This is a genomic window from Dinoroseobacter shibae DFL 12 = DSM 16493 (assembly GCF_000018145.1).
Lineage (GTDB): Bacteria > Pseudomonadota > Alphaproteobacteria > Rhodobacterales > Rhodobacteraceae > Dinoroseobacter > Dinoroseobacter shibae.
Genome location: NC_009952.1, coordinates 2,548,129 through 2,573,901, shown reverse-complemented (window position 1 = coordinate 2,573,901; position 25,773 = coordinate 2,548,129). Strand labels below are relative to the sequence as shown.

At 67.7% G+C, this 25,773-nt stretch carries 22 protein-coding genes; 19 read left to right on the top strand and 3 right to left on the bottom strand.

All coding sequences use genetic code 11. The annotated features are described in order from the left end of the window. Positions 1-12 precede the first annotated feature (12 nt). From DSHI_RS12375 to DSHI_RS12355, 5 genes are all read left to right on the top strand, one after another. Positions 13-996, top strand: coding sequence for an ABC transporter permease (locus DSHI_RS12375; protein ID WP_012179097.1), 984 nt, complete (start codon positions 13-15; stop codon positions 994-996). Further along, positions 993-1,979 (top strand): ABC transporter permease, encoded by a 987-nt coding sequence (locus DSHI_RS12370; RefSeq protein ID WP_012179096.1) that lies wholly within the window; start codon positions 993-995, stop codon positions 1,977-1,979. The genes DSHI_RS12375 and DSHI_RS12370 overlap by 4 nt, the downstream gene beginning before the upstream one ends. Further along, positions 1,979-2,293: an L-rhamnose mutarotase gene (gene rhaM / locus DSHI_RS12365; protein ID WP_083768427.1), complete on the top strand. Its 315-nt coding sequence runs from the start codon at positions 1,979-1,981 to the stop codon at positions 2,291-2,293. The genes DSHI_RS12370 and rhaM overlap by 1 nt, the downstream gene beginning before the upstream one ends. Beyond that, complete coding sequence (locus DSHI_RS12360; RefSeq protein WP_012179094.1) at positions 2,290-3,675, top strand: FGGY-family carbohydrate kinase; 1,386 nt, start codon at positions 2,290-2,292, stop codon at positions 3,673-3,675. The genes rhaM and DSHI_RS12360 overlap by 4 nt, the downstream gene beginning before the upstream one ends. Before the next feature lie 323 nt (positions 3,676-3,998). Then, a complete protein-coding gene (locus DSHI_RS12355) occupies positions 3,999-4,535 on the top strand; it encodes an RNA polymerase sigma factor (protein ID WP_012179093.1) in 537 nt (178 codons plus the stop codon). Between the two features lie 5 nt (positions 4,536-4,540). Here the strand turns inward: DSHI_RS12355 and DSHI_RS12350 are convergent, their stop codons facing one another. Further along, the gene (locus DSHI_RS12350; RefSeq protein ID WP_012179092.1) at positions 4,541-5,107 is read right to left on the bottom strand and encodes an anti-sigma factor family protein; all 567 of its coding nucleotides are present in this window, start codon (positions 5,105-5,107) and stop codon (positions 4,541-4,543) included. A 185-nt stretch (positions 5,108-5,292) separates the two neighbouring features. On the opposite strand from DSHI_RS12350, the gene DSHI_RS12345 reads away from it, so the two are divergent. After that, positions 5,293-6,450: a S8 family serine peptidase gene (locus DSHI_RS12345; RefSeq protein WP_012179091.1), complete on the top strand. Its 1,158-nt coding sequence runs from the start codon at positions 5,293-5,295 to the stop codon at positions 6,448-6,450. Positions 6,451-6,530: 80 nt separating this feature from the next. On the opposite strand, the gene DSHI_RS12340 is transcribed toward DSHI_RS12345, so the two are convergent. After that, complete coding sequence (locus DSHI_RS12340; protein WP_012179090.1) at positions 6,531-8,210, bottom strand: calcium-binding protein; 1,680 nt, start codon at positions 8,208-8,210, stop codon at positions 6,531-6,533. Positions 8,211-8,624: 414 nt separating this feature from the next. Between DSHI_RS12340 and DSHI_RS12335 the strand changes: the two genes are divergently transcribed. From DSHI_RS12335 to DSHI_RS12275, 13 genes are all read left to right on the top strand, one after another. Next, complete coding sequence (locus DSHI_RS12335; protein ID WP_012179089.1) at positions 8,625-9,791, top strand: peptidoglycan glycosyltransferase FtsW; 1,167 nt, start codon at positions 8,625-8,627, stop codon at positions 9,789-9,791. Between the two features lie 3 nt (positions 9,792-9,794). After that, positions 9,795-10,904, top strand: a complete 1,110-nt coding sequence (locus DSHI_RS12330) for a UDP-N-acetylglucosamine--N-acetylmuramyl-(pentapeptide) pyrophosphoryl-undecaprenol N-acetylglucosamine transferase (protein WP_012179088.1) — start codon at positions 9,795-9,797, stop codon at positions 10,902-10,904. A 26-nt stretch (positions 10,905-10,930) separates the two neighbouring features. Further along, positions 10,931-12,343: a UDP-N-acetylmuramate--L-alanine ligase gene (gene murC, locus DSHI_RS12325; protein WP_012179087.1), complete on the top strand. Its 1,413-nt coding sequence runs from the start codon at positions 10,931-10,933 to the stop codon at positions 12,341-12,343. 52 nt (positions 12,344-12,395) lie between these two features. Beyond that, a complete protein-coding gene (locus tag DSHI_RS12320; RefSeq protein WP_012179086.1) occupies positions 12,396-12,662 on the top strand; it encodes a DUF2484 family protein in 267 nt (88 codons plus the stop codon). Next, positions 12,659-13,582, top strand: coding sequence for a UDP-N-acetylmuramate dehydrogenase (murB, locus tag DSHI_RS12315; protein ID WP_012179085.1), 924 nt, complete (start codon positions 12,659-12,661; stop codon positions 13,580-13,582). The genes DSHI_RS12320 and murB overlap by 4 nt, the downstream gene beginning before the upstream one ends. 64 nt (positions 13,583-13,646) lie before the next feature. Continuing rightward, a complete protein-coding gene (locus DSHI_RS12310) occupies positions 13,647-14,573 on the top strand; it encodes a D-alanine--D-alanine ligase (RefSeq protein ID WP_012179084.1) in 927 nt (308 codons plus the stop codon). Next, positions 14,561-15,454, top strand: coding sequence for a cell division protein FtsQ/DivIB (locus DSHI_RS12305; RefSeq protein ID WP_012179083.1), 894 nt, complete (start codon positions 14,561-14,563; stop codon positions 15,452-15,454). The genes DSHI_RS12310 and DSHI_RS12305 overlap by 13 nt, the downstream gene beginning before the upstream one ends. Next, on the top strand, positions 15,454-16,788 hold the full coding sequence (ftsA, locus tag DSHI_RS12300; RefSeq protein ID WP_044027856.1) for a cell division protein FtsA: 1,335 nt from the start codon (positions 15,454-15,456) through the stop codon (positions 16,786-16,788). Before DSHI_RS12305 ends, ftsA begins: the two co-directional genes overlap by 1 nt. Positions 16,789-17,212: 424 nt before the next feature. Continuing rightward, positions 17,213-18,808 (top strand): cell division protein FtsZ, encoded by a 1,596-nt coding sequence (gene ftsZ, locus DSHI_RS12295; RefSeq protein WP_012179081.1) that lies wholly within the window; start codon positions 17,213-17,215, stop codon positions 18,806-18,808. Positions 18,809-19,027: 219 nt separating this feature from the next. Next, a complete protein-coding gene (gene lpxC / locus DSHI_RS12290) occupies positions 19,028-19,948 on the top strand; it encodes a UDP-3-O-acyl-N-acetylglucosamine deacetylase (RefSeq protein ID WP_012179080.1) in 921 nt (306 codons plus the stop codon). A 101-nt stretch (positions 19,949-20,049) separates the two neighbouring features. Further along, on the top strand, positions 20,050-20,889 hold the full coding sequence (locus tag DSHI_RS12285; protein ID WP_012179079.1) for an outer membrane protein assembly factor BamD: 840 nt from the start codon (positions 20,050-20,052) through the stop codon (positions 20,887-20,889). Positions 20,890-20,977: 88 nt separating this feature from the next. Next, positions 20,978-22,639, top strand: a complete 1,662-nt coding sequence (gene recN, locus DSHI_RS12280; RefSeq protein ID WP_012179078.1) for a DNA repair protein RecN — start codon at positions 20,978-20,980, stop codon at positions 22,637-22,639. A gap of 162 nt (positions 22,640-22,801) precedes the next feature. Next, positions 22,802-24,490 (top strand): chloride channel protein, encoded by a 1,689-nt coding sequence (locus tag DSHI_RS12275; protein WP_012179077.1) that lies wholly within the window; start codon positions 22,802-22,804, stop codon positions 24,488-24,490. Between the two features lie 114 nt (positions 24,491-24,604). Here DSHI_RS12275 and folE2 read toward each other — a convergent pair whose 3' ends face one another. Continuing rightward, complete coding sequence (gene folE2 / locus DSHI_RS12270; RefSeq protein WP_012179076.1) at positions 24,605-25,708, bottom strand: GTP cyclohydrolase FolE2; 1,104 nt, start codon at positions 25,706-25,708, stop codon at positions 24,605-24,607. Positions 25,709-25,773 lie beyond the last annotated feature (65 nt).

The window sequence follows — 25,773 nt, the reverse complement described above, 5'->3', positions numbered from 1 at the left end:
AGGAAACGGGTCATGTTGAAACGCCTGATCGCCTCCCGGGAAACACTGCTGATCGCGGCGATCCTGCTGCTGCTGGCGCTGATCGCCTCCCGGTTCCCCGCATTCATCGCGCCGTCGAACCTCGCGCATGTGTTCAACGATACATCGCCGCTGATCCTGCTGGCGATCGGCCAGATGATCGTCATCCTGACCCGGTGCATCGACCTCAGCGTCGCGGCGAACCTGGCATTGACCGGCATGGTCGTGTCGATGGTCAATGTTGCGGCTCCGGGCCTGCCGATTGTCGTGATCCTCGCCATCGCCATCGGACTGGGCACGCTGCTGGGCATGTTCAACGGGCTTCTCGTGTGGAAGCTGCAAATCCCGCCCATCGTGGTGACGCTGGGGACCATGACCATCTTCCGCGGCATCATCTTCCTGATCTCCGACGGAAAATGGGTCAACAGTCACGAGATGAGCCCCGCCTTCAAGGCCTTCCCGCGGGCGGAACTCCTCGGCCTCCCGGTCCTCAGCTGGATCGCGATCCTGGCCGTGATCCTGTTCACGATCGTGATGACCCGGACCACCCTGGGGCGTGCCTTCTACGCGGCGGGCGGCAACCCCCATGCCGCGACCTACGCGGGCATCGATGTGGGCAAGACCCAGTTCTGGGCCTTCACGATCTCCGGCGCCCTGGCGGGCCTGACGGGGTATCTCTGGGTCTCGCGCTTTGCGGTGTCCTACGTGGATATCGCCGGCGGGTTCGAGCTGGACGTGGTCGCCGCCTGCGTCATCGGCGGTGTGTCGATCATGGGCGGCGTCGGCACCGTCGGCGGCGCGTTGCTCGGGGCCTTGTTCCTCGGCATCATCAAGAATGCCCTGCCGGTCGTCGATATCTCCCCCTTCTGGCAGCTGGCCATCTCGGGCGGTGCGATCATCATCGCCGTCGCGCTCAATGCCCAGGCCAACCGCAAGAAGGGTCGCATCATCCTCAAGCGCGCGGAGCAAACATCATGAGCACAGCCGACCGCATGATCCCCGACCGCCTGCGCTCTCCGATGGAGCAGCGCCTCAAGAGCTGGGAGACGCTTCTTTTGCTGGTGGCCATCGGCATCTTCGTCGCCAACAGCTTCGCCTCCCCCTATTTCCTGAACGCCTGGAACCTGAGCGACGCAACCTTCAACTTCACCGAAAAGGCGATGATCGCCTTCGCCATGGCGCTGCTGATCATCTCGGGGGAGATCGACCTGTCGGTCGCCTCCATCATTGCGCTGGCCTCGACCGCCATGGGCGCGGCGGTGCAGATGGGCGTCGGCACGCCCGGGCTGGTGCTGATCGGGCTCGGGGTCGGGCTGCTCTGTGGCGCGTTCAACGGTGTGCTGGTCACCCGGATGGGACTGCCCTCCATCGTCGTGACCATCGGCACCATGAGCCTGTTTCGCGGCATCAGCTACATCGTTCTGGGCGACCAGGCCTTCCGGGGCTACCCCGAGAGCTTCTCCTGGTTCGGCCAGGGCTATGTCTGGTGGGTGATCTCGTTCGAGCTTGTCCTCTTCGCCATCATCGCGGTGATCTACGCGATGCTTCTGCACAAGACCAATTTCGGCCGCGCGGTCTACGCCATCGGCAACAATGCCACCGGCGCGATGTTCTCGGGCATCCGGGTGCAGCGCGTGAAATTCATCCTGTTCCTGCTCACGGGCCTCATGTCCGGCGTCGCGGCGATCTGCCTGACCGCGCGCCTCGGCTCCACCCGCCCCTCCATCGCGATGGGCTGGGAGCTGGAGGTGGTCACCATGGTCGTGCTCGGCGGCGTCAGCATCCTCGGCGGATCGGGCACCATCCTGGGCGTCGTCATCGCCGCCTTCGTGATGGGGCTTGTGACCTTCGGGCTCGGCCTGCTGAACGTGCCGGGGATCGTGATGTCCATCGTGATCGGCGCGCTGCTGATCGGGGTGATCGCCCTGCCGCGGCTGTGGTCCATGTGGCGGGCGCGCTGATGGAAAAGATCGCCTTCAAGATGATGCTGAACCCCGGCTGCCGGGAGGAATACATCAAACGCCACGACGCGATCTGGCCGGAACTGGTGGATCTTCTCCGCAAGGCCGGCGTGTCGGATTACTCGATCCACCTCGACCCCGAGACCGACACGCTCTTTGCCGTCCTGTGGCGCAAGGAGGGGCACGGGATGGACGACCTCCCGAGCCATCCGGTCATGCAGAAATGGTGGGCGCACATGGCCGACATCATGCAAACCCAGCCGGACAACGCGCCCGTGGTCACCCCGCTCGACACCGTGTTCCACATGCCATGACACGTCACGTCGCCGTCATCGACATCGGCAAGACCAACGCCAAGCTGGCCCTGGTCGACCGACAGAGCCTGACCGAAATCTCAGTGATCACGCGGCCCAACACGGTCCTGCCGGGTCCGCCCTGGCCGCATTTCGACGTGGACGGGCACTGGGCCTTCCTGCTGGACGGGCTGCGCGATTTCCAGGCCCGCCACGGGATCGACGCGATCTCGATCACCACGCATGGCGCCTGCGCGGCCCTTCTTCAAAAGGACGGCGCCTTGGCCGCTCCCATTCTCGACTACGAACACCCCGGCCCGGACGACACCGCGCTGGCCTATGACGCGCTTCGCCCGCCTTTCTCGGAAACCGGGTCGCCGCGCCTGGCGGGCGGGCTGAACATCGGCGCGCAACTCTTCTGGCAGTTCCACACCGACCCGGCCCTCAGGGACCGCACCCGCCAGATCGTCACCTACCCGCAATTCTGGGGCGCCAAGCTGACCGGCGTGACCGCGACCGATGTCACCTCGCTGGGGTGTCATACCGATCTGTGGAACCCCCATGCCGGGGCGGTCTCGTCGCTGGTCGACAGGCTCGGGCTGACGGGCAAGCTCGCCCCCGTCCGCAAGCCGCATGACATCCTCGGGCCGGTGCTGCCAGCGGTGGCCGCGCAGACCGGGTTGGCCCCCGGCACGCCCGTTCATTGCGGCATCCACGATTCCAACGCCTCGCTTCTGCCTTACGTGTTGACCCAGACCTCCCCCTTCAGCGTGATCTCCACCGGCACCTGGGTCGTTGCCATGTCCGTCGGCGGCAGGCCCGTGGTGCTCGATCCCGATCTCGACACGCTGATCAACGTCACGGCCCTCGGCCAGCCCGCGCCCTCCGCCCGGTTCATGGGCGGGCGCGAGCATGACCTGGCCACCGAGGGCACCGGCCCGCCGCCGAGCGCCCAAGACCTCGACCACATCCTGTCGCGGCAGATCCTGCTTTTGCCCGCCGTCGTGCCCGACACAGGCCCGTTCAAGGGCCAGGCCTCGCGATGGGAAGGCGACGCCCCCGCGCCCGGGACCGGCGCCCGCGGCGCGGCCGTCGCGCTCTATCTGGCGCTGGTGACGGCCGAGTGCCTGTCCAATATCGGGCATGCGGGCAAGATCATCGTCGAGGGACCTTTCGCCGGCAATCGCCTCTATCTCGAAATGCTCAGCGTCGCGATGGAGGCGGATGTGGTCCGCGCCTCCGGCACCACCGGAACCAGCGCCGGTGCGGCCCTGCTGGCGGGCGGCGATGCCGGCGCCCCGCCGCGCCCCGACAGCCTCGTCGCGCTACCGGCGGCGTCCAAGACCCGCCTGCGGCACTACGCAGCGCATTGGCGGCAACGGGCCCGGCGCCGAACGCCCTAGCCACACCGCGCGCCCGCCCCCGGGGCCAAACCTGCATCCACCGGCGCGCGCAACGGGCATGGCGCCAAGGCCCGTCACTCCGCCGGACCCCGCGCACCCGCACGGACCTTCCGCATCTTCGCAACACGGCACGCCAGGCCGCGCTCGTTCCCAAACAGGGCTGTTTCGGCGATCCGCCGCTCATCGCGCATGAAATCGCGGCCACGCCTGCTATCGTCGCACATGGCGGCGACGCCCGCATGGGATTGACGTTGAACACAACTCTCGGAGATGGCATGCGCTGTCGGGTACCTTCTGGCATTCAGGTGCGGATGTAATGGCCCATGGATGACATAGATCTGGTCGCGCAAATCGGGATGGGCGACAAGCGGGCGATGCACGCGCTCTACTTGCGGTACAACGACGCCATCTACGCGTTCAGCCTGTCACGTGCCGGCAATCCGGAGCTGGCGTCGGACTGTGTCCACGACACCATGCTCGATGTCTGGCGGACCGCGGCCAAGTTCCAGGGCAGGTCGAGCGTCAAGACATGGCTGTTCTCCATCGCGCGCAACAAGCTGGTGGACGCGCTGCGCAAGCGGGGAAAGCACGCCTATGTGGAGGACGTGCCCGAGGTCGAGGATACGGCCCCCAATCCCGAAGCCGCCGCCATTGCCGCGGCGGAGCGGGCGCGCCTGCACCACTGCCTCGAGGGCTTGTCCGGCCCGCAGAGGGCCGCGGTTCGGCTCGCCTTCCTCGAGGAGTTGACCTATCCCGAGGTTGCAGAGATCGAAGCCGTGCCGGTCGGTACGATCAAGACCCGCATCCATCATGCAAAACGGGCGCTCATGCGCTGTCTCGAACGGGGCTTGCGGCGATAGCGCCTTTATTCCGCGACAAACGCCACGAGGTCGCCGGTCGCTTCCAGCACGCCGAGGGCCTCTTGTCGCGCATCGGCGTCCGCAAAGGACAGACGCACGAGGCCAAGCGCACTGGGCCCGTCCGTGATCCGGGCACCGAGCGACGCGAGCAAGGCGGCGATGTCGCCATAGCTGGCGGTCTGGACGAACTGCACCTGCACGCTGAAGGCGGCGGGGTCCTCGCTCGCGGTGCGAAACCCCTCCGGATCCGGGCCGAGGCGCGGTCCGACCACGACATGCCAGGTGGCCACGGACAGCACGACAACGGCTGCATATTTCAAAGCCGCCTTCCAGAGGGGCCGGTTGTCATTCGCGGCCCGGGGGGTGGCATCGATCTCTGCCGACACGCGATCCCAGACCTGATCGGCCTTTTCATGTCTGGGCGCCTGCGCCATGTCCTCCCGCACGGACCGCAACAACGCCACCTCGGCGGCAAGAGACGCATCCTGTGCCATCTCTTCCTCGAAAACCGCCCGGCGCTCGGGCGTCAGCCGGCCTTGGAAGTAGTCGAGTATGGTCTCTTCGCGGTCCACGTGTTCTCGCTCACAAAATCGTCATGCCAGTGGTTCTTTGTCGAAGGATCCCAGGGAATGGTTCAAACTTGGGTCCGTGCCCGCCGATTGCTCACTTCTAGAGTGTATTTCTGCGCCATTCAACGCTGCGGCGTCTCGGGTGCAAAGCCCCGAGTGCCAAGCGCCATGAGAGAAAGAAAGCCCGCTTGTCCCAGCTTGCACGCATCCGTCTGGGCGTCCTGGCCGTCGCGGTCGCCATGGCCGCCTGGGGCTGCGCCGTGCCACAGGCGACGGGGCCACAGCCGTCGGACGTGGTGGACCCGCGAAAGATCATCGCGCTGGTGCCCGACCGCGCCAGCGCCGACCAGATCCGCCTCGAGGCGCAATCGACCGGGTATCGCGAACTTGATGTGGCCCGGCTCGACGGGCTCGGCCTGACGATGCTGGTCTACCGGATGCCGGACGGCGTCACGGGGCCGGAGGCGATCGCGGCCCTCGAAGGCGCGGTCCCCGCATCGACCGTCGGCGTCGATCACGCCTATCGTTTGCAACAGCAGCCGTCGTCGGCGCTGGCGCTCGATTACGCCAACACCATCATGAGATGGGCTGACGGGGGCTGCCGCGCCCATGTGGCGATCGGGGTGATCGATACGGCAATCGACACCTCCGCGCCCGCCCTCTCGGGGGTGGACGTGACGAGCCGGACGTTCTTCGACGGCCCGTCCGCCGCGGCCACCCACGGCACCGATGTCGCCACCGTGCTGGCCGACCCGGAGCGGCTGCGCGACGTTCGCATCTACGGGGCCAACGTGTTCGGCCAGTCCCAGACCCCGGATCTCGCCGCCGGAGCGGATGCGCTGGTGCGCGCGCTCGACTGGCTGGCCAGCGAAGACGTGCGCCTGGTCAATCTTGCGCTGGCCGGGCCCTATAACAAGCTGCTGGATCTGGCGGTGGAGCGGGCCACCGCGCGGGGCCTGGTTCTGGTCGCCGCGGTGGGCAATGACGGGCCCGGGGTCGAACCGATGTATCCCGCCGGGTTCCGGGACGTGATCGCCGTGACGGCCATAGACGCGGACCGCCGGGTCTATCGCAACGCGGTGCGCGGGCCCCATGTGGACATCGCGGCCCCCGGCGTCGATGTGCTGGTCAGCACGCAAGGCCGCCCGCGCTTCGTCACGGGGACCTCGATCGCCACCCCCTTCGTGACGGCGCGCCTCGCGGCGGATCCCGAGATCACCGCGGCGCGGGATGCGTCCGACGTCCGCGCGTTGCTGGCCCGAACCAGCGCAGAGCTTGGATCCGAAGGGCGCGATCCGACTTTCGGGTACGGGCTCGCGCTCGCCGAAGACGTCTGCACGCAATGAGCCCGCACTCCCCCCGCGCAAGACGAACCCCGCCGACGTGATGCCGGCGGGGCCCTGGATGTTGTGACAGCGGGATCGGCTCAGGCGATCATGAACATGTCCGCCGAGAAGTCCGCGACCTGCGTGTCCTCGAAGGTGATCACCTTGTTGTTGAGAGACAGTTCCACGTCATCCCCGACCTGATCGAGGTTCGACAGCAGGCTGTCCTGGGTGACCTCCGGATCGTTGGTGAAGAAGGCCAGCTGATCGATTCCGATCTCGAAATCGAGGATGACATCGACGCCTATATCCGCTTCGAAGAACACGAAGGTATCGGCACCCGCGCCGCCGGACATCGTGTCGTCCCCGAGCCCCCCCCGGATGACGTTGTCCTGTGCGTTCCCGACGATGACATCGTTACTGTCGGTCCCGGTGACGTTCTCGAAGTTGATCGCGGCCGCAGCCTGGCCTGCGCCGTGGTCGACCTCGATCGCGCCGGTCTCGAGGTTCACGCCGACCGGACCGGAGGCCTGGCTCAGATCGAGCGTATCCACGCCGTCCCCGCCATCCAGATCCAGCATGATCTCGCCCAGCACGTCGCCCGTGATGACCGCCGTGTCTGCGCCGCCGCCGAAATTGGTCTCCAGGGTCTCGGTGTTGCGGATGTCGAGCTGGAACAGCCCGTTCTCGGTCTGGTCGTTCACTTCGATCCGGGCGAACTGAACGCCCGCGTCGGTGGTCGAGAACTCGGCCACGTCCTTGTTCTGCAGATCCTCGTTCACCAGATCGGTATCGAAATTGACCTGCACCACGTCGTCATCGGCGCCCCCGTCAAAAAGGTCCGACCCGTCGCCGTTGTTCCAGACGATCTTGTCATCGCCCGACCCGCCATCGACGGTGTCGCTGCCCTTGTTGCCGATGAGCGTGTCATTGCCTGCGCCGCCCGCGATACGGTCGTTGCCGCCGCCGCCCGAAATCACGTTGTCCCAGGCATTGCCGGTCAGAGCGTCGCTGAATTCCGTGCCGATCACGTTCTCGAAATCGATCGCCTGCGAGGTCTCGACCACCGGGGCCGCGGCGAGGCTTGCCCCGATCTCGAACTCCTCGGGCAAAGAGGCGGCAAAGAAGACGTTGTCCACGATCTGTCCGGTTTCGAGGTTCACCGACACGTTGGTGTCGAGTTGGCTGAAGTCGAGCGTGTCGATGCCGTCGCCACCGTCGAGATCGAGCCGGATTGCGTCCAGAACACCGCTGTTGATGATCGCGGTGTCATCGCCGCCGCCGAAATTCGTCTCCTGCACTTCCGTGTTGCGGATGTCGAGCTGGAACAGCCCCTGCTCGGACTGACCGTTCACCTCGATCCGGGCGAACTGGAGGCCCGCGTCGGTCACCGTGAACTCGGCCACGTCGTCGTTCTGCAGGTCGTCGTTCACCAGGTCGGTGTCAAAATTCACCTGCTGGACATCATGGCCCTCGCCGCCGTCCATCAGGTCCGATCCGTCGCCGTTGTTCCAGACCAGACGGTCATCCCCCTGTCCGCCGAACATTGCATCGCTGCCCCGGTTGCCGATGACGACGTCATCTCCGAAGCCACCGAAAAGCTGATCGTCGCCCTCGCCGCCGGAGATCTTGTCATCCCCGGACAGGCCGAAAACGAGGTCATCGCCGCCCTTGGCGTTGATATCGTCCGCACCGAACGAACCGACAATGATGTCCTTGTCCTCGGTGCCATGGGTGTTGCCGTGACCAAAGATCAGGTTGAAAAAGTTGAAGCGTGCCATTTGGGTTCTCTCCTTGGAGCGTTTCGAAAAATCCCCTCCTCACCCCGTCACCGATCACGTTCGGCAAGCCTCAGGGCGCTGAGGAACCCCTTGGTCGCCGCGTGTTGAAAAACGGTTCAAAGTAATTTCGACCTCGGGCCGGCCCCTTCTGTCACCTTGGCGCCATCGGCTCTTCGGCCGGGTCCGGCCCGCATCCCCTAACGTGGCGTTACCGCACCGCGCGGAGGTGCCCGACACTTGCCCGACAGATGTCCGACGCAAGCCCGACCCGGATCCGACGGGGTATTCCGGGGTATTCCGGGGGTGCCGGGGCGCCGTTAAGACCTGCGGACTGGCTTTGCGGCGCGGCATCGTGTACCCTGCCATCCAGACCCGGAAAACCGGGCGTTTGACTGAGGCATAGGCGGTATTTCGATGACAGAGATGGTGTATGGCACCGTCCGGTCCGGCGCGCGGGAGCCGGTGCTCCCCCGGTGGTGGCGGACCGTGGACAAGGTGAGCCTCCTGGCGATCCTCGGGCTCTTCGCGATCGGGCTCCTGCTCGGTCTCGCGGCCTCTCCGCCGCTTGCCACGCGCAACGGGTTGCAGCCGTTTCACTATGTCGAACGGCAGCTGATTTTCGGCACCATGGCGCTGGGCGTGATGGGGATTCTGTCGCTCGGCGACCCGCGGATGATCCGCCGGATGGGGGTGCTCCTGTTCGTGGCGACCTTCCTGGCGCTGGCCTTCCTTCCGCTGTTCGGAACCGACTTCGGCAAGGGGGCAACCCGCTGGTATTCCTTGGGATTTGCCAGCGTGCAGCCGTCGGAATTCCTCAAGCCCGCCTTCATCATCCTGTGCGCCTGGCTGCTCGCCGCCGCGCAGGAGATCAACGGCCCCCCAGGGCGGAGCCTGTCGCTCGCCGTGGCGCTCATCGTGGTGGCCTTCCTGGTGATCCAGCCCGATTTCGGCCAGGCCTGCCTGATCCTGTTCGGCTGGGCGGCGATGTATTTCGTGGCCGGGGCCTCGATGCTGCTGGTCGTGGCGCTGGTGGGCATGGTGGGGCTCGCGGGCGTCGTGGCTTATAACGCGTCGGAGCATTTCGCCCGCCGGATCGACGGCTTCCTGTCCACCGAAGTCGACCCGACGACGCAGCTCGGCTACGCCACCAACGCGATCCGCGAGGGCGGGTTCTTCGGCGTCGGCGTGGGCGAGGGGCAAGTGAAATGGGTGCTCCCCGACGCGCATACCGACTTCATCATCGCCGTGGCGGCCGAGGAATACGGCGTCCTTCTGGTCCTTGTTATCATTGCGCTTTATGCCACTATCGTGCTGCGCAGCCTGTGGCGCCTGATGAAGGAACGCGACCCTTTCGCGCGGCTTGCGGGCACGGGTCTGGTGCTGCTCTTTGCCGCCCAGGCCATCATCAACATGGGCGTCGCGGTCCGGATGCTGCCGGCCAAGGGCATGACCCTGCCGCTGGTCAGTTATGGCGGATCCTCGCTCATTGCGACGGGCATCGCGCTGGGCTGTCTTTTGGCCTTTACGCGCAGCCGCCCGCAGGGGCAGATCGAAGACGTTCTGATCAAGCGGGGAAGATAGGGTATGGGCACGGCACCACTTCTGGTGATCGCAGCGGGCGGCACGGGCGGGCATATGTTCCCCGCGCAAGCGCTGGCCGAAGCGATGCTGCGCAAGGGCTGGCGGGTGAAGCTGGTGACCGATGCGCGGGGCGCGCGCTATACCGGTGGCTTCCCCCATGTGGTCGAGATCGTCGAGAAATCCTCGGCCACCTTCGCGCGCGGCGGAGCGTTGGCCAAGGTGGTGGTGCCGGTGAAGATCGCCGCCGGGGTCGCCTCGGCGCTGCTGGACATGCTGCGCGACCGGCCTGCGATGGTGGTGGGGTTCGGCGGCTACCCGGCGATCCCGGCCATGGCGGCGGCGACCCTGTTGCGCCTGCCGCGGATGATCCACGAACAGAACGGCGTGCTGGGCCGGGTCAACCAGCTCTTTGCCAAGCATGTGCACGCCATCGCCTGCGGCACCTGGCCCACGACCCTGCCCGAAGGGGTCCAGGGTGCGCCCACGGGCAACCCGGTGCGCAACGCCATCCTGGAGCGGGCGGGTGCCCCCTATATTCCCCCCGGCGACTGGCCCCTGAGCCTGCTGGTGCTGGGCGGCAGCCAGGGCGCGCGGATCCTGTCGGACGTGGTGCCGACCGCCGTGGCGGGGCTGGCCGCCCCCCTGCGCGACCGTATCCGCGTGGCCCATCAGGCCCGGGCCGAGGACCTCGACCGGGTCGTCGCCGCCTATGACGCCGCCGGGATCCGGGCCGAGGTGCAGACGTTCTTCCACGACGTGCCCAAACGGATGTCCGAGGCGCAGCTGGTCATCTCCCGCTCCGGGGCCTCGACGGTGGCGGACCTGACGGTGATCGGGCGGCCCTCGATCCTCGTGCCCTATGCCGCGGCGGCGGCGGATCACCAGACCGCCAATGCCCGCGGGCTGGTGGAGGCCGGGGCCGCGATCCTGATCCCGGAATCCAAGCTCGATCCCGCAACACTCGCCGAGCAGATCGCGCTGATCCTCGACAATCCCGACGGGGCGGTGCAGATGGCCCATGCCGCGCTGCGCATCGGGCATCCGAACGCCACGGACCGGTTGGTGGACCTGGTCGATCACCTCGCAGCGCCCCCAACCCATGTCGCCGCCTGAGGGCGCCAACCGCAGAGACACGCCATATGAAAGACAGCTTCGTCATGAACGCCGCCACGAAACTTCCCACCCAGCTCGGGCCGATCCACTTCACCGGCATCGGCGGGATCGGCATGTCGGGCATCGCCGAAGTGCTGCTGACCCATGGCTACACGGTGCAGGGCTCGGACCTGAAACCGTCGAAGATCACCGAAAGGCTGGAGCGGCTGGGCGCGAAGATCTTCATCGGGCAGGTGGGCGAGAACCTGGCCGATGCGGAGGTCGTGGTGATCTCCTCGGCGATCAAGCCGGGCAACCCGGAGCTTGAGACCGCCCGCGCCCGCGGCCTGCCGGTGGTGCGCCGGGCCGAGATGCTGGCGGAGCTGATGCGGCTGAAATCGAACATCGCCATCGCGGGCACCCATGGCAAGACGACCACCACCACGATGGTCGCCACGCTGCTCGACCGGGGCGGGATCGACCCCACGGTGATCAATGGCGGGATCATCCATGCCTACGACTCCAACGCGCGCGCCGGGGCGGGCGAGTGGATGGTGGTGGAGGCCGACGAGAGCGACGGCACCTTCAACCGTCTGCCCGCGACCATTGCGGTGGTCACGAATATCGATCCTGAACATATGGAACATTGGGGCAGCTTCGAGCGGCTCAAGGACGGGTTTCACGAGTTCGTATCGAACATTCCGTTCTACGGGCTGGCGGTCTGCTGCACCGACCACCCGGAGGTGCAGGCGCTGGTCGGGCGGATCACCGACCGCCGCGTCGTGACCTTCGGCTTCAACACCCAAGCCGATGTGCGCGCGGTCAACCTGACCTACAAGTCCGGCGTCGCCCATTTCGACATCCTGCTGCGCAACGAGGGGCAGGTGATCTCGGGCTGCACCCTGCCGATGCCGGGCGATCACAACGTCTCCAACGCGCTGGCCGCCGTTGCCGTGGCCCGGCACCTGGGCATGAAGCGCGACGAGATCCGCGCGGCCCTGGCCGGGTTCGCGGGCGTCAACCGCCGCTTCACAAAGGTCGCCGAGCTGGGCGGTGTCACCATCATCGACGATTACGGCCACCACCCGGTGGAGATCGCCGCCGTGCTCAAGGCCGCGCGCCAGGCCAGCGAGGGCCGGGTGATCGCCGTGCACCAGCCGCACCGGTTTTCCCGGCTCGCGAGCCTGTTCGAGGATTTCTGCACCTGCTTCAACGAGGCGGATGTGGTCGGCATCTCCGACATTTTCGCCGCCGGCGAAGACCCGATCCCGGGCGCCTCCCGCGACGATCTGGTCAAGGGGCTGATCGCCCATGGCCATCGCCACGCGGTCGCGGTGCCCGACGAGGATGCGCTGGAGGCGCTGATCCGGGCCGAGGCCAAGCCGGGCGATATCGTGGTCTGCCTCGGGGCCGGGACGATCTCGACCTGGGCGCATAACCTGCCCGCGCGCATGGGGTGATGTTGCCCGCGCGGCCTGCCTGCGCTAGGGCAGGCGGGCGCGGAGGTTTGCCATGCCCACCACATTTCCCCTGTCCCTGACCCTGTTCTGCGTCTGGATCCTGGTCGCGGCGGTGATCGCGGTCCTGCCGAGCCGGTATCACTGGCGCGGGGCGTTCGTCTTGATGGCGTTGCTGGTCCCCCTGCTGGGCTATATCTGGGCGCAACTGGGCCCTTGGTATCTGCTCGGCGCGGCGGTGGCGGCGGTGTCGGTCCTGCGCTGGCCGGTGCGGTATGCCATGGGCTGGCTGCGGGCGCGGCTGACGGGGGCGGGCAAGTGACCGACCTGCGCGGCACGCTGACCGAGAACCGCCCATTGGCGGACCTGACATGGCTGCGCGTGGGCGGGCCTGCGGACCTGTTTTTCCAGCCTGCGGATGCCGACGACCTCGCGGCTTTCCTGCGCGCGGACCTCGCGCGGCCCGTTTTCGTGATGGGGGTGGGGTCCAACCTGATCGTGCGCGACGGCGGGCTGCGCGCGGCGGTGATCCGGCTGGGCCGGGGGTTCAACGGGATCCGGATCGACGGCACCCGGGTGCGGGCCGGGGCGGCCGCGCTCGATGCCCATGTCGCGCGCAAGGCGGCCGCCGCGGGGGTGGACCTGACCTTCCTGCGCACCATTCCGGGCACGATCGGCGGGGCCGTGGCGATGAACGCGGGCTGCTACGGCACCTACATGGCGGATGTCTTCGTCGAGGCCACCGCGCTCACCCGGGCGGGGGAGGCGATCACCCTGACGCGCGAGGACCTGAATTTCCGCTACCGGCAGAGCGATCTGCCCCCGGGCACGGTGATCACGGAGGTGGTGATGGAAGGCCCGCCGGGCGCGCCGGAGGCGCTGGAGGCGCGCATGGCCGACCAGCTGGCCAAGCGCGAGGCGACACAGCCCACCAAAGACCGCACCGCCGGGTCGACCTTCCGCAACCCGGCCGGGTTCAGCTCCACCGGGCGCGCGGACGACACCCACGAGGCCAAGGCCTGGGCGGTGATCGACGCGGCGGGAATGCGCGGTGCCATGCGCGGCGCGGCGCAGATGTCGCCCAAGCATCCGAACTTCCTCGTCAATACCGGGGGCGCCACTGCCGCCGAGCTGGAATCCCTCGGCGAGGAAGTGCGAAAAAAGGTTTTCCAAGCCACGGGCCATTCGCTACACTGGGAAGTGATCCGCATCGGCCAGCCCGGGCGGACGCCCCCCGCATAATCGCCTGCGTCAGACGGGCCGGGGACCGAGCAGCAACCGGGTCCGAAAGAGTCCCGGAGAAAACATGAGGCGGGACGTGTCGAGCAAGGCATCCCCCAAGGTGGCCATGATGATGGGCGGTACCTCGTCGGAACGCGCCGTGTCCCTGTCGTCGGGACGCGAATGCGGGGCTGCGCTCCGGGCAGAGGGGTTCGAGGTGATCGACCTCGATGCGGGTCCGGACCTGGCCGCGCGGCTCGAAGATCTGCGCCCGGACGTGGTGTTCAACGCGCTCCATGGCCGCTGGGGGGAGGATGGCTGCGTGCAGGGCCTGCTGGAATGGCTGCGCATCCCCTATACCCATTCGGGCGTGCTGGCCTCGGCCCTGGCGATGGACAAGGAACGCACCAAGGCCGCCTATGCGGCGGCCGGGCTGCCGATCGCCACGAGCGGGCTTTTCACCAGGGCGCAGATCGCCGCGCGCCACGTGATGCCGCCGCCTTACGTGATCAAACCCTATAATGAGGGCTCGTCCGTCGGGGTGTACCTGGTGCCCGAGGGGGCGGAGGCCGCGCCGGAGCTGGCGGACGACCTGCCCGACACGCTGATGGTGGAGGCCTTCGTGCCCGGGCGGGAGCTGACCGTGACCGTGCAGGGGGACCGCGCGCTCTGTGTCACCGATATCGTGACCGAGGGCTGGTACGATTACGACGCGAAATACGTCCCCGGCGGGTCGCGCCATGTATTGCCGGCCGAGGTGCCCGGGGATGTCTACGACGCCTGCATGGCCCATGCCGAGACCGCGCACCGGGTACTCGGCTGCCGCGGGATCTCGCGCACCGATTTCCGCTGGGATCCGCGCCGCAGCCTCGATGGGCTGGCCCTGCTGGAGACCAACACCCAGCCGGGGATGACGCCCACCTCCCTGACCCCCGAACAGGCGCAGCATGTGGGGCTGGGCTTCGGCGCGCTCTGCCGCTGGATCGTGGAGGACGCCTCATGCGACCGTTGAGCTTCCGGCGCCGCACCGCGCAGGCGCGCCCCGACCCCGCGCCCTCGCGGCTCAGCTACCGGGTGCAGCGGTTGCTGCTCACGCCGCTTTTTCATGCGCTGATCCGGGTCGGCCTGCCCGCCTTCGTCCTGGCCTTCGGGGTGGGCTGGCTGCTGCAGAACCAGGAGTTGCGCGACGAGCTGGTGGCCCAGACCATCGCCCTGCGCACCCAGATCGAGCAGCGCCCGGAATTCATGGTCAACGCCATGTCGGTCTCCGGCGCCTCCACCGAACTGATCGAGGACATCCACGAGGTGGTGCCCATCGACTTCCCCGTCAGCTCCTTCGCGCTGGACCTCGAGGCGATGGACCGGATCATCGGCGAGCTTGACGCGGTGGCCGAGGTCGACCTGTCGATCCAGGCCGCGGGCATCCTCGCCATCGAGATCGTCGAACGCACGCCGGCGGTGGTCTGGCAGACCCGCCAGACGCTGGAGATCCTCGATGCCGAGGGTCACCGGGTCGGGCCCATCGAATCCCGCGCGGCCCATGCCGCCCTGCCGCTGGTGGCGGGCCCGGGCGGCAACCGGGCGGTGGCCGAGGCGCTGCGCCTGCTGGAGGTGGCCGAAGAGCTCGCCCCGCGGATCATCGGTCTGCAACGGATGGGCGAGCGGCGCTGGGACGTGGTGCTGACCGAGGGCCAGCGCATCCTGCTGCCCGAGCGGGAGGCCGAACTGGCCCTCGCCCGGGTGATCGAGCTTGACCAGGCCGAAGACCTCTTTGCGCGCGACATTTCCGTGGTCGACATGCGGCTTCCGGACCGCCCGACCGTGCGGCTCAACCCCGATGCGCTCGATGCGCTCTGGACCATTCGTGGTCTCACCAACGACAGGATCGAATGATGAAGGACCTTTATTCGGCCCAGCGGGCCATGCGGAACATGCGGCAGGCCGCGATGCAGCGCGGGGTGGTGGCCGTGTTGGACATCGGCACGAACAAGGTGGCCTGCCTGGTGCTGAAATTCGACGGCCCCGCGCCCGAGCATGAGGCCGACGGCGTGGGCACCATGGCGGGCCAGTCCCGGTTCCGGGTGATCGGCGCCGCCGCGACCCGGTCGCGCGGCATCCGCTTCGGCGAGATCGACGGCATGGTGGAGGCCGAGCGCGCGATCCGCACCGCCCTGCAAGGTGCCCAGAAAATGGCGCAGGTCCGGGTCGATCACGTCATCGCCAGTTTCTCCGGCGCCGAGCCGCGTTCCTACGGGGTGTCGGGGCAGGTGGAGGTCGCGGGCGAGGCCGTGTCCGAGCAGGACATCGCCCAGGTGCTGGCGCGCTGCGACCTGCCCGATTTCGGCGAGGGGCGCGAGGTGCTCCATGCCCAGCCGGTGAATTTCGCGCTGGATCATCGGTCGGGCCTGAACGACCCGCGCGGCCAGATCGGCAAGCGGCTGGTGGCGGACATGCATGTCCTGACCGTGCAGCAGACCGCGATCCAGAACCTTCTCTATGCGGTCAAGCGCTGCGATCTCGAACTCGCGGGCCTGGCGTCGTCCTCCTATGTCTCCGGCGTCTCGGCCCTGGTCGAGGACGAGCGCGAATTGGGCGCCGCCTGCATCGACCTGGGCGCGGGCAGCTCCGGCGTGTCGATCTTTCTCAAGAAACACATGATCTATGCCGACAGCGTGCGCCTGGGCGGCGATCACATCACCTCCGACATCTCCAAGGGCCTGTCCGTGCCGCACGCCTTCGCCGAGCGGATCAAGACGATCTATGGCGGGGTTCTGGCCACGGGCATGGATGACCGCGAGCAGATAGAGATCACCTCCGAGACCGGCGATTGGGAACATGACCGTCGCACGGTCAGCCGGTCGGAGCTGATCGGGATCATCCGCCCCCGGGTGGAGGAGATCCTCGAAGACGTGCGCGACCGGCTGGTGGGGGCGGGGTTCGACCAGCTGCCCAGCCAGCAGATCGTGCTCACCGGCGGCGGCAGCCAGTTGCAGGGCCTCGACGGATTGGCGGCCAAGATACTCGGGCCCCAGGTGCGCGTGGGCCGACCCCTGCGGGTGCGCGGGTTGCCGCAATCGACCTCGGGGCCGGAATTCGCTTCGGTGGTGGGGCTGTGCCTGCATGCCGCACATCCCCAGGACGAATGGTGGGATTTCGAGATGCCCCATGACCGCTACCCGGCCCGATCACTCAAGCGCGCGGTCCGCTGGGTGCGCGACAACTGGTAGGCCGCGCGCCCCGTCGAATCGCGCAAAAAATCCGCCCACCGCGGCGTTTTTCCGCGTCGAACGCGTGACGCCGCGGGGCTTTTGGCGTATCCTGATCGCAGACGTCGAACCACGACGCGCCGGGGGGCCGAGCAGTCACCCGCAAACACTGAGAATACGCCGCGATATCCGCGCGGCAGGGCCGGGCCATTCGTGACCGAGTGCGTCCGCCTAGATGCATGAGCGCGCCCGACCGCAACAGCTTGCGCCGCCACCGAGACTCAGCGGAAAATTGCAAGATTACGCGCAGATTTTGTGTCTGAAGCGTTGTTTTTGGGTGACGCAAAGGCCGCGAGCGTCTAATATCCGGGGCTAATACAGTCGCGGATGGGGTTAACGCGCCCTTAACCCTGCGGCGATAACCAAGAGCAGGCGGACCCTTTTCATGACATTGAACCTCACCATGCCAGAGCATAACGAACTCAAGCCCCGGATCACCGTCTTCGGTGTCGGCGGCGCCGGCGGAAACGCCGTGGACAACATGATCGACAAGCAGCTCGATGGCGTGGAATTCGTCATTGCGAACACCGACAGCCAGGCGCTGCAGGGCTCCAACGCCCCGGCCAAAATCCAGATCGGCGCGAAAGTGACCGAAGGGCTTGGCGCCGGTGCGCGGCCCAGCGTGGGCGCGGCCGCCGCCGAAGAGAGCATCGAGGAAATCGTCGATCACCTCGCGGGCGCGCATATGTGCTTCATCACCGCGGGCATGGGCGGCGGCACCGGCACGGGTGCTGCCCCGATCATCGCGCAGGCGGCGCGGGAGCTGGGTGTTCTGACCGTCGGCGTGGTCACCAAACCCTTCCAGTTCGAAGGCGCCAAGCGGATGCGCCAGGCCGAGGAAGGCGTCGAGATCCTGCAAAAGGTGGTCGATACCCTGATCATCATCCCCAACCAGAACCTGTTCCGGTTGGCCAATGAGAAGACGACCTTCACCGAGGCGTTCTCGATGGCCGATGACGTGCTCTACCAGGGCGTCAAGGGGGTGACCGACCTGATGGTGCAGCCGGGTCTCATCAACCTCGACTTCGCGGATGTGCGCGCCGTGATGGACGAGATGGGCAAGGCGATGATGGGCACCGGCGAGGCCACTGGCGAGGATCGCGCGACCCAGGCCGCGGAGAAGGCGATCGCCAACCCGCTGCTGGACGAGATCAGCCTGCGTGGCGCCAAGGGCGTCCTGATCAACATCACCGGCGGCTACGACCTGACCCTGTTCGAGCTGGACGAGGCCGCGAACCGGATCCGCGAAGAGGTGGACCCGGAAGCCAACATCATCGTCGGCTCGACGCTCGACACCTCCATGGAAGGGGCGATGCGCGTCTCCGTGGTGGCCACGGGGATCGACGCCGTCGAGGCCCAGCAGGACGTGCCGACGCCGCGCCGCCGGATGTCCGAGCCGCTCACCCCGGCATCGAGCTTCGCGGCCGAGCCGGCCGACGAGACGCCGGAGCCGGTCTATCAGCCCGAGGTCGCCGCGGTCGAGGCCGCGCCGGAGCCGCAAGAGGCCCCCTCCCGCCTCCAGGAGGTCGCGCAGCGCGCCCCCGCCGAGGAGCCGGTCGAGGAGGATCTCTTCGCCACCGCCGAGAGCCGGAAGGTCGAAACCTTCCGCGCCCAGCCCGATGCCTATGACCCCAACGGGTTCGAGCCGGGCTCGCCCGCGTCCGAGTTCGTCGCCCCCCAGCCGCGCAAGCCCGGCACGCCGACCCCCGAGACCCTCGCGCGCCTGCGCACGGCGGTGAACTCCACCAAATCGGTCGGGGCCGCGCCGTCGCGCGCGCCGGCAGACCCGGGGGAGGGGGCGGAAAAACGCGGCTTCGGGATCAATTCCCTGATCAACCGCATGACCGGCCAGGCGGCCGATCACGGCCACGCGGCCAGCCCGCAGGCCCGCCGCCCCAGCCCCGTGAGCGAACCGCAAATGGTCGACCCGGACCACGAAAAGGTCGAGATCCCCGCCTTCCTGCGGCGTCAGGCCAACTAGGTTTGGTCACGAAAAATGCACAGGGAAGCCGCCTCAGGGCGGCTTTTTTGTGCCTGATAACAAAAGGTTGCCCACAGACCCCCCTGAATCAGGCGAAGTTCCGCCGAGCCCGATTTTCTATGTTTCACACCGTTGCAAAGATTGAGTTGAGATCATCGCGATTGCTGACTTAATACCCTCATAACGGCGGGAAAACCGTCGCGTATATGAGGTGGTGACGTGCAGAAAACGCTCAAATCCAAGGTCGTCTTCGAAGGCGTAGGGCTCCATAGCGGCGCACCCGTACGCATGGTCGTACACCCGGCCTCGGCAGAATACGGGATCTGGTTCAAGCGCACCGATGTGCTGGCGGGCGACAATTTCGTCGCCGCGCGCTGGGACCAGGTAGACCGCACACCGCTCTGCACCAAGCTGCGCAACGACGCGGGCATGACCGTCTCCACCGTGGAGCATGTGATGGCCGCCCTGTCGGGCTGCGGCATCTACAATGCGCTGATCGAGTTGAACGGCCCCGAAGTACCGATCCTCGACGGCAGCTCCGCCGAGTTTGTCGCAGGCTTCCTCGCCGCGGGCATCCGCGATCTGTCCGAGCCGAGCCGCCTGCTGCGCATCCTCAAACCGGTCGAGGTCCGCGATGGCCTTGCCATGGCCCGGCTCGACCCGGCGCCCGGTTTCGAGCTGCGCTTTCACATCGATTTCGTCGACAGCGCCATCGGCGACCAGTCCAAGCGCCTGTCCATGGCCAACGGCACCTTCGTGCGGGAGCTGTGCGACAGCCGCACCTTCTGCCGCCAGTCGGACGTGGACGCGATGCATGCCCAGGGCCTCGCCCTCGGCGGCACCTATGACAACGCGGTCGTGGTCGACGGCGCGCGCGTGCTCAGCCCCGGCGGCTTCCGCCACCCGGACGAGGCGGTCCGCCACAAGATGCTCGACGCGGTGGGCGACCTGGCGTTGGCCGGCGCGCCGATCTTCGGGCGCTACACCGGCGAACGGGCCGGCCACACCATGACCAACACGCTCCTGCGGGCGCTTTTCGCGGACCCGAGCAGCTATGTGGTCGAGACCTGCAGCCGCGCCATGGCCGCGCGCCTGCCGGGCTCGGGCCTGCATCGCACGGACCTGCGCCTGGTGGCCTGAGGCCGCGGCGCAATCTCCGTTTTTAACTTCCGGCAAACGTGCTAAACACCGCCCGGGCGGGTCATGGGATCCGGCCGTGTGCAGACAAGACCGGGGACATGATGACGCGCGTGGGGACCCTCCGTAACCGGATGCTGGCGCTGGGGCTGGCCGTGATCCTGGCCGCCTGCGGCAGCCAGCAACCCGAATTCCCCGCCCTGGAGGAATCGCCCCCGGACGTGATCTTCAACCGCGCCGAGTTCGAATTGCAGGCCAACAATCTCGACGAGGCCGCGCGTTATTTCGGCGAGGTCGAGCGGCTTTATCCGTTCTCCGAATTCGCAAAGCGCGCGCTGATCATGCAGGCCTTCACCTATCACCGGAACCGCGAATACGAGAGCAGCCGTGCCGCGGCACAGCGCTATCTCGATTTCTACCCGGCCGATGAGGACGCGGCCTATGCGCAATACCTTCTGGCGCTCAGCTATTATGACCAGATCGACGATGTGGGCCGCGACCAGGGCTTGACCTTCCAGGCATTGCAGGCCCTGCGCACGGTGATCGAGGTCTATCCCGAGAGCAGCTATGCCAAGTCCTCGATCCTGAAATTCGACCTCGCCTTCAACCATCTCGCCGCCAAGGAGATGGAGATCGGGCGCTATTACCTCAAGCGCGGCCATTACGCCGCCGCCATCAACCGCTTCCGCGTGGTGGTGGAGGATTTCCAGACCACGACCCACACCCCCGAGGCGCTGCACCGGCTGGTGGAGGCCTACCTGTCGCTCGGGCTGGAGGGGGAGGCGCAGACCGCCGGCGCGATCCTCGGCTTCAACTACCAGGCCACCGATTGGTACGAGGACAGCTTCCGGTTGCTGACCGAGCGCGGATTGTCCCCGGACGCGCAGGAAACCGGTTGGCTCAGCACGATCTACCGCCAGATGGTGCGCGGCACCTGGCTCTGAGTTTGCCGCGCGGCATGGCAGGGCTTGCGTGGGGCGGGGAAACGCGCCACATCATCTAGAGGTGTATGGGCGTATAGAGGGGCAGGGGATGCTGGCGCGGCTCGACATTCGCGACATCCTGATCATCGACCATCTGGTTCTGGATTTCCGGGCCGGGCTCAATGTGCTGACAGGCGAGACCGGCGCGGGCAAGTCGATCCTGCTCGACGCGCTCGGTTTCGTGCTGGGCTGGCGCGGGCGCGCAGACCTGGTGCGCCAGGGCGCCGCCCAGGGGGAGGTGACGGCGGTGTTCGACCTGGCCCCGGACCATCCCGCCTTCGCCGTGCTGCGCGCGGCGGGCTTTCCGGACCCCGAGGGCGAGCTGATCCTGCGCCGGGTGAACACGGGCGAGGGGCGCAAATCGGCCTATGTGAACGACCGCGCCTGTTCGGGCACGGTCCTGCGGGCCCTGTCGGATGTGCTGGTCGAGTTGCACGGCCAGCAGGACGATCGCGGGCTGCTCGACCCCAAGGGGCACCGGGCGTTGCTGGATGATTTCGGCGGTCATGACCGGTTGCGGCGCGAGGTGGCATCGGCCTGGCGCGCCCGGGCCGCGGCCCAGAGCGCGCTGGAGACCGCCCGGGCCGAGGTCGCCGCTGTCGCCGCGGACGAGGAATTCCTGCGCCATGCGGTGGGCGAGCTGGATGCGCTCGACCCCCAGCCCGGCGAGGAAGCCGAGCTCGACATCGCCCGCCGCCGGATGCAGGCCGCCGAGAAGATCCGCGCCGACGTGGCCCGCGCCCTGCAGGCACTGATCGCGCCCGATGGCGGGGCGGAATCCCTCGTGGTGGATGCGACCCGCTGGCTCGAAGGCGTCGCGGCAGAGGCGGACGGAGCGCTGGACGCGCCCATCGGGGCGTTGTCGCGCGCGCTGGTGGAGCTGGGCGAGGCCTCCGACGGCACAGAGCGCGCGCTCGACGGTCTGGGCGTCGATCCGCTGGAGCTGGAGCGGACCGAGGAGCGGCTCTTCGCCCTGCGCGGGCTGGCGCGCAAGCACGGGGTGGCCGCCGACGATCTCGGCGGGTTTGCCGACACTCTGCGCGCGCGGCTGAACACGCTCGATGCCGGTGCCGACCGGCTGCAGGGGCTGGAGCAGGCCCTTGCCGAGGCCGAGGCCGCCTATGCCGCCGCCGCCGGGGCCCTGACCGCGGCGCGCCGCGCGGCGGCCGGGCGGCTCGACGCCGCCATGGCCGACGAGCTCGCCCCCCTGAAGATGGAGCGCGCGGTCTTCGGCACCGAGATCACGCCCGCCGCCCCCGGCCCGGACGGGGCCGACCAGGTGACCTTCCGCGTGGCCACCAACCCCGGCGCGCCCGCCGGGGCGCTCAACAAGATCGCCTCGGGCGGGGAGCTGTCGCGATTCCTGCTGGCGCTGAAGGTCTGCCTGACCGCCGGGACCGAGGGGCTGACCCTGATCTTTGACGAGATCGACCGGGGCGTGGGCGGGGCCACCGCCGACGCGGTGGGACGGCGGCTGCAATCCCTGGCCGAGGCGGGGCAGGTGCTGGTCGTCACCCATTCGCCCCAGGTCGCGGCGCTCGGGGCTCACCACTGGCGGGTGGAGAAAACCGTGCAGGCGGATGTGACCCTGTCCCGGGTCGTCCCGCTCGCCCCGCCGGACCGCGTGGACGAGATCGCCCGGATGATGTCCGGCGACGTGGTCACGGACGCGGCCCGGGCCGCGGCGCGCGCCCTGCTGGACGTTGCCTGACGCGCAACGGTGCCCCGGGACCGCGCAAAGATCGTTGCAAGCCCGAAACAAATCGCCCGCACCCGGGGGGCGCGGCCCCGCGTCCCCTTGGGTTTGGCGGCGCGGGAGCGTAGCGTAACAGAATTGTAACCCGTTGATCCGGCGCAAGGACCGCCGCTTTTCATGTCGAACCCGCCCCAAGGCTTCTTTGCTCAGCAGCTGGGTGCATGGCGCAGCGCGCTTGCGCGCGCCTCCGTCACGATCCGCCGCCAGGGCCCCAGCCAGATCCAGTTCTGGTTCATCGCGCTGGCCGTGGGCATCGCGGCGGGCTTTGCGGCGCTGATCTTCCGCAAGGGGATTCACTGGCTCCAGACAATGGCCTACGGCCACGAGGATGTGCGCGCGGTGATCGACCACGCGGCGGGCCTGCCCTGGTACTGGCTGGTGATCGTGCCGACGCTGGGCGGGCTGGTGGTGGGGCTGATCCTGCATTTTTTCACCGATGACGGGCGGGTGCGGTCGGTCGCGGATGTGATCGAGGGCTCCGCGCTCTACGAGGGCCGGGTCGAGAAGCGCGCGGGCATCGCCTCGGCGGTCGCCTCCTGGATCACCCTGTCCACCGGCGGGTCGTCCGGGCGCGAGGGGCCGGTGGTCCACCTGGCCGCCGTGATCTCCAGCTGGGTGAGCAACCGCATCCATGCCGACGGGATCACCGGGCGCGACCTGCTCGGCTGTGCGGTTGCCGCCGCCGTGTCGGCCTCGTTCAACGCCCCCATCGCCGGGGCGCTCTTCGCGCTGGAGGTGGTGCTGCGCCATTTCGCGGTCCACGCCTTCGCGCCCATCGTCATCGCCTCGGCCGCCGGGACGGTGATCAACCGGCTGGAATTCGGCGACGTGACCGAGTTTTCTCTGCCCGAGGCCAACGCGCTGGCGTTCTATGTCGAACTGCCGGCCTTCCTGCTGCTGGGGCTCGTCTGCGGCCTGGTCGCCATCGTCTTGATGAAATCGGTGTTCTGGACCGAGGATTTCGCCAACCACCTGCAGAAGGTCACCGGCCTTCCGCGCTACCTGCGCCCGGCTTTCGCGGGGGTGCTGCTGGGGCTGCTGGCGATCTGGTTCCCGCATATCATCGGGGTCGGCTACGAGACCACGACCAACGCCCTGACCTCGCAACTGCTGCTGCACGAGGCGATCGTGTTCGCCATCCTCAAGGTGGTCGCGGTGGCGATCACCATCGGCGGGCGCATGGGGGGCGGCATCTTCTCGCCCTCGCTCATGGTCGGCGCGCTGACGGGGCTGGCCTTCGGGATGATCGCCACGGGCGTCTTCCCCGATGTGTCAGGCTCCGAAGCGCTCTACGCGCTGGCGGGGATGGGGGCGGTGGCCGCCGCGGTGCTGGGCGCGCCGATCTCGACGACCCTGATCGTGTTCGAGCTGACCGGCGACTGGCAGACCGGGCTGGCGGTGATGGTGGCGGTGTCGCTCTCCACCGCGCTGGCGAGCCGGGTGGTGGACCGGTCGTTCTTCCTGACACAGCTGGAGCGGCGCAATGTCCATCTCGCCGCGGGGCCGCAAGCCTATCTGCTCGGTACCGTGCGGGTGGCCAAGATCATGCGGCCCACCAGCCACCCCCGGGCCGCGCCCGAGGCGCGATGTTGGGACCTGATCGGGGACGGGGTCTATCTGGACGGCACCGCCAGTCTCGAGACGGCCATGCCCGCCTTCGAGCGGGCCAATCATGATTTCATCCCCGTGGTCAGCCTGGGCGGCGAGGGGGAGCCGCCCGAGCTGTGGGGCGCGCTCTTTCAGGTCGATGCGCTGAAGGCGCTGAACCGGGCGCTGGCCGAAACCGCCGCCGAGGAGCATTCCTGAGCGACGGCCTATTCGCATAACGGTCTCGCTGGGCCAAGGATTTTAAGTAAAATCCTTGGCAAAATCCTTCCTCAAGGATTTTGCGCCCGGAGGCCCGCGCAGCCAACGTGAAACTCAGCCCACGTGGAACAGGGTCTGGAACAGCCGCGGATCGAGGCTGTCGCTGGCGAAAGTCGGCCCCTCGGTCAGCACGCTCACCGCGTCATGGCTGTGCAGGCTCTCCTGGTGGCTGGCCACCACCCGGAAATCGCCGATCCGGTCGTCCCGCTGCAACGCGAGGCAGAAGCTGCGCGCCGCATCCTCCACGAAGATCGGGTTGGCGGCGTTCAACTCGGCAAAGGCCTGCTCGTCCTCGCGCTTGACCATCACCTGGGTCTCGGTCGGGATCGCCTCGCGGCACAGCTCCACCAGGTCCTCGAACCACAGGCAGTCATCGGCGCCGCAGGTCAGTTCCACCGACACCCGCGCGACCGAGCGCTGGGAATGGGGCGTGGCCAGCTGGCCGCGGAACTGCCGCGCATGTTCCGACAGCTCCAGCGAGCAGGGGCAGGTCGACGAATACACGTAATCCAGATGCATGAACTTGCGCCGCTGCCCGTTCACATCGACCACCTCCAGCGCGATGTCGTAATACTGATACCCCGACAGGCCCGAGCGCAGGCTTTCGACCTTCATCGGGAAGCTGAACCGCATCTGGATGCGCGCATCGAAGCTCTCCAGGTCGGACTTGTAGGCGTCCAGCGTCCGTTCGATCACCTCGAAGCTGAAGGTTTCATCCGCGTGCCCGTAGAAGGTGCGCATGATGCGCGACATGTTGATGCCCTTCTTCTCCGCCTCCAGGCTGACGGAGCCGGTCACGCTGGTCTCCAGCGTCACGTCGCCATTGTCCCGCGTGTGGAACCGGATCGGCAGTCGGAAGTTGGAAATCCCAACATGCTGGATCTGCGCCTTGGCACCCCGGATCAGGGACGAGGGCCCGTTCTGCAGGTCCGGCAGGCTGTCCTTGTAAGCCGCGTCGACGGAGAACTCCTCCGGGTAGGCGCGCGCCAGGGACGGATAGTCCGACGGATCCCCCGGCAGCAGCCGCGCCACGGATGGATCGAGGGTCTCGATCTCGGCGGCCGAGGCGGTCTGCGCCCAGGCCCGCAGCGTGGCCAGGGCCGTCGCAGCCTCGTCTCGGTTCGGCAGTTTGTCGATATCCGGGGTATAAACATTCATGTGGGCAGCTCCCTCGCATCCCAAGTGACAGCCCGGCATAAGATGGGGGCCGCATGCCGGGTTTC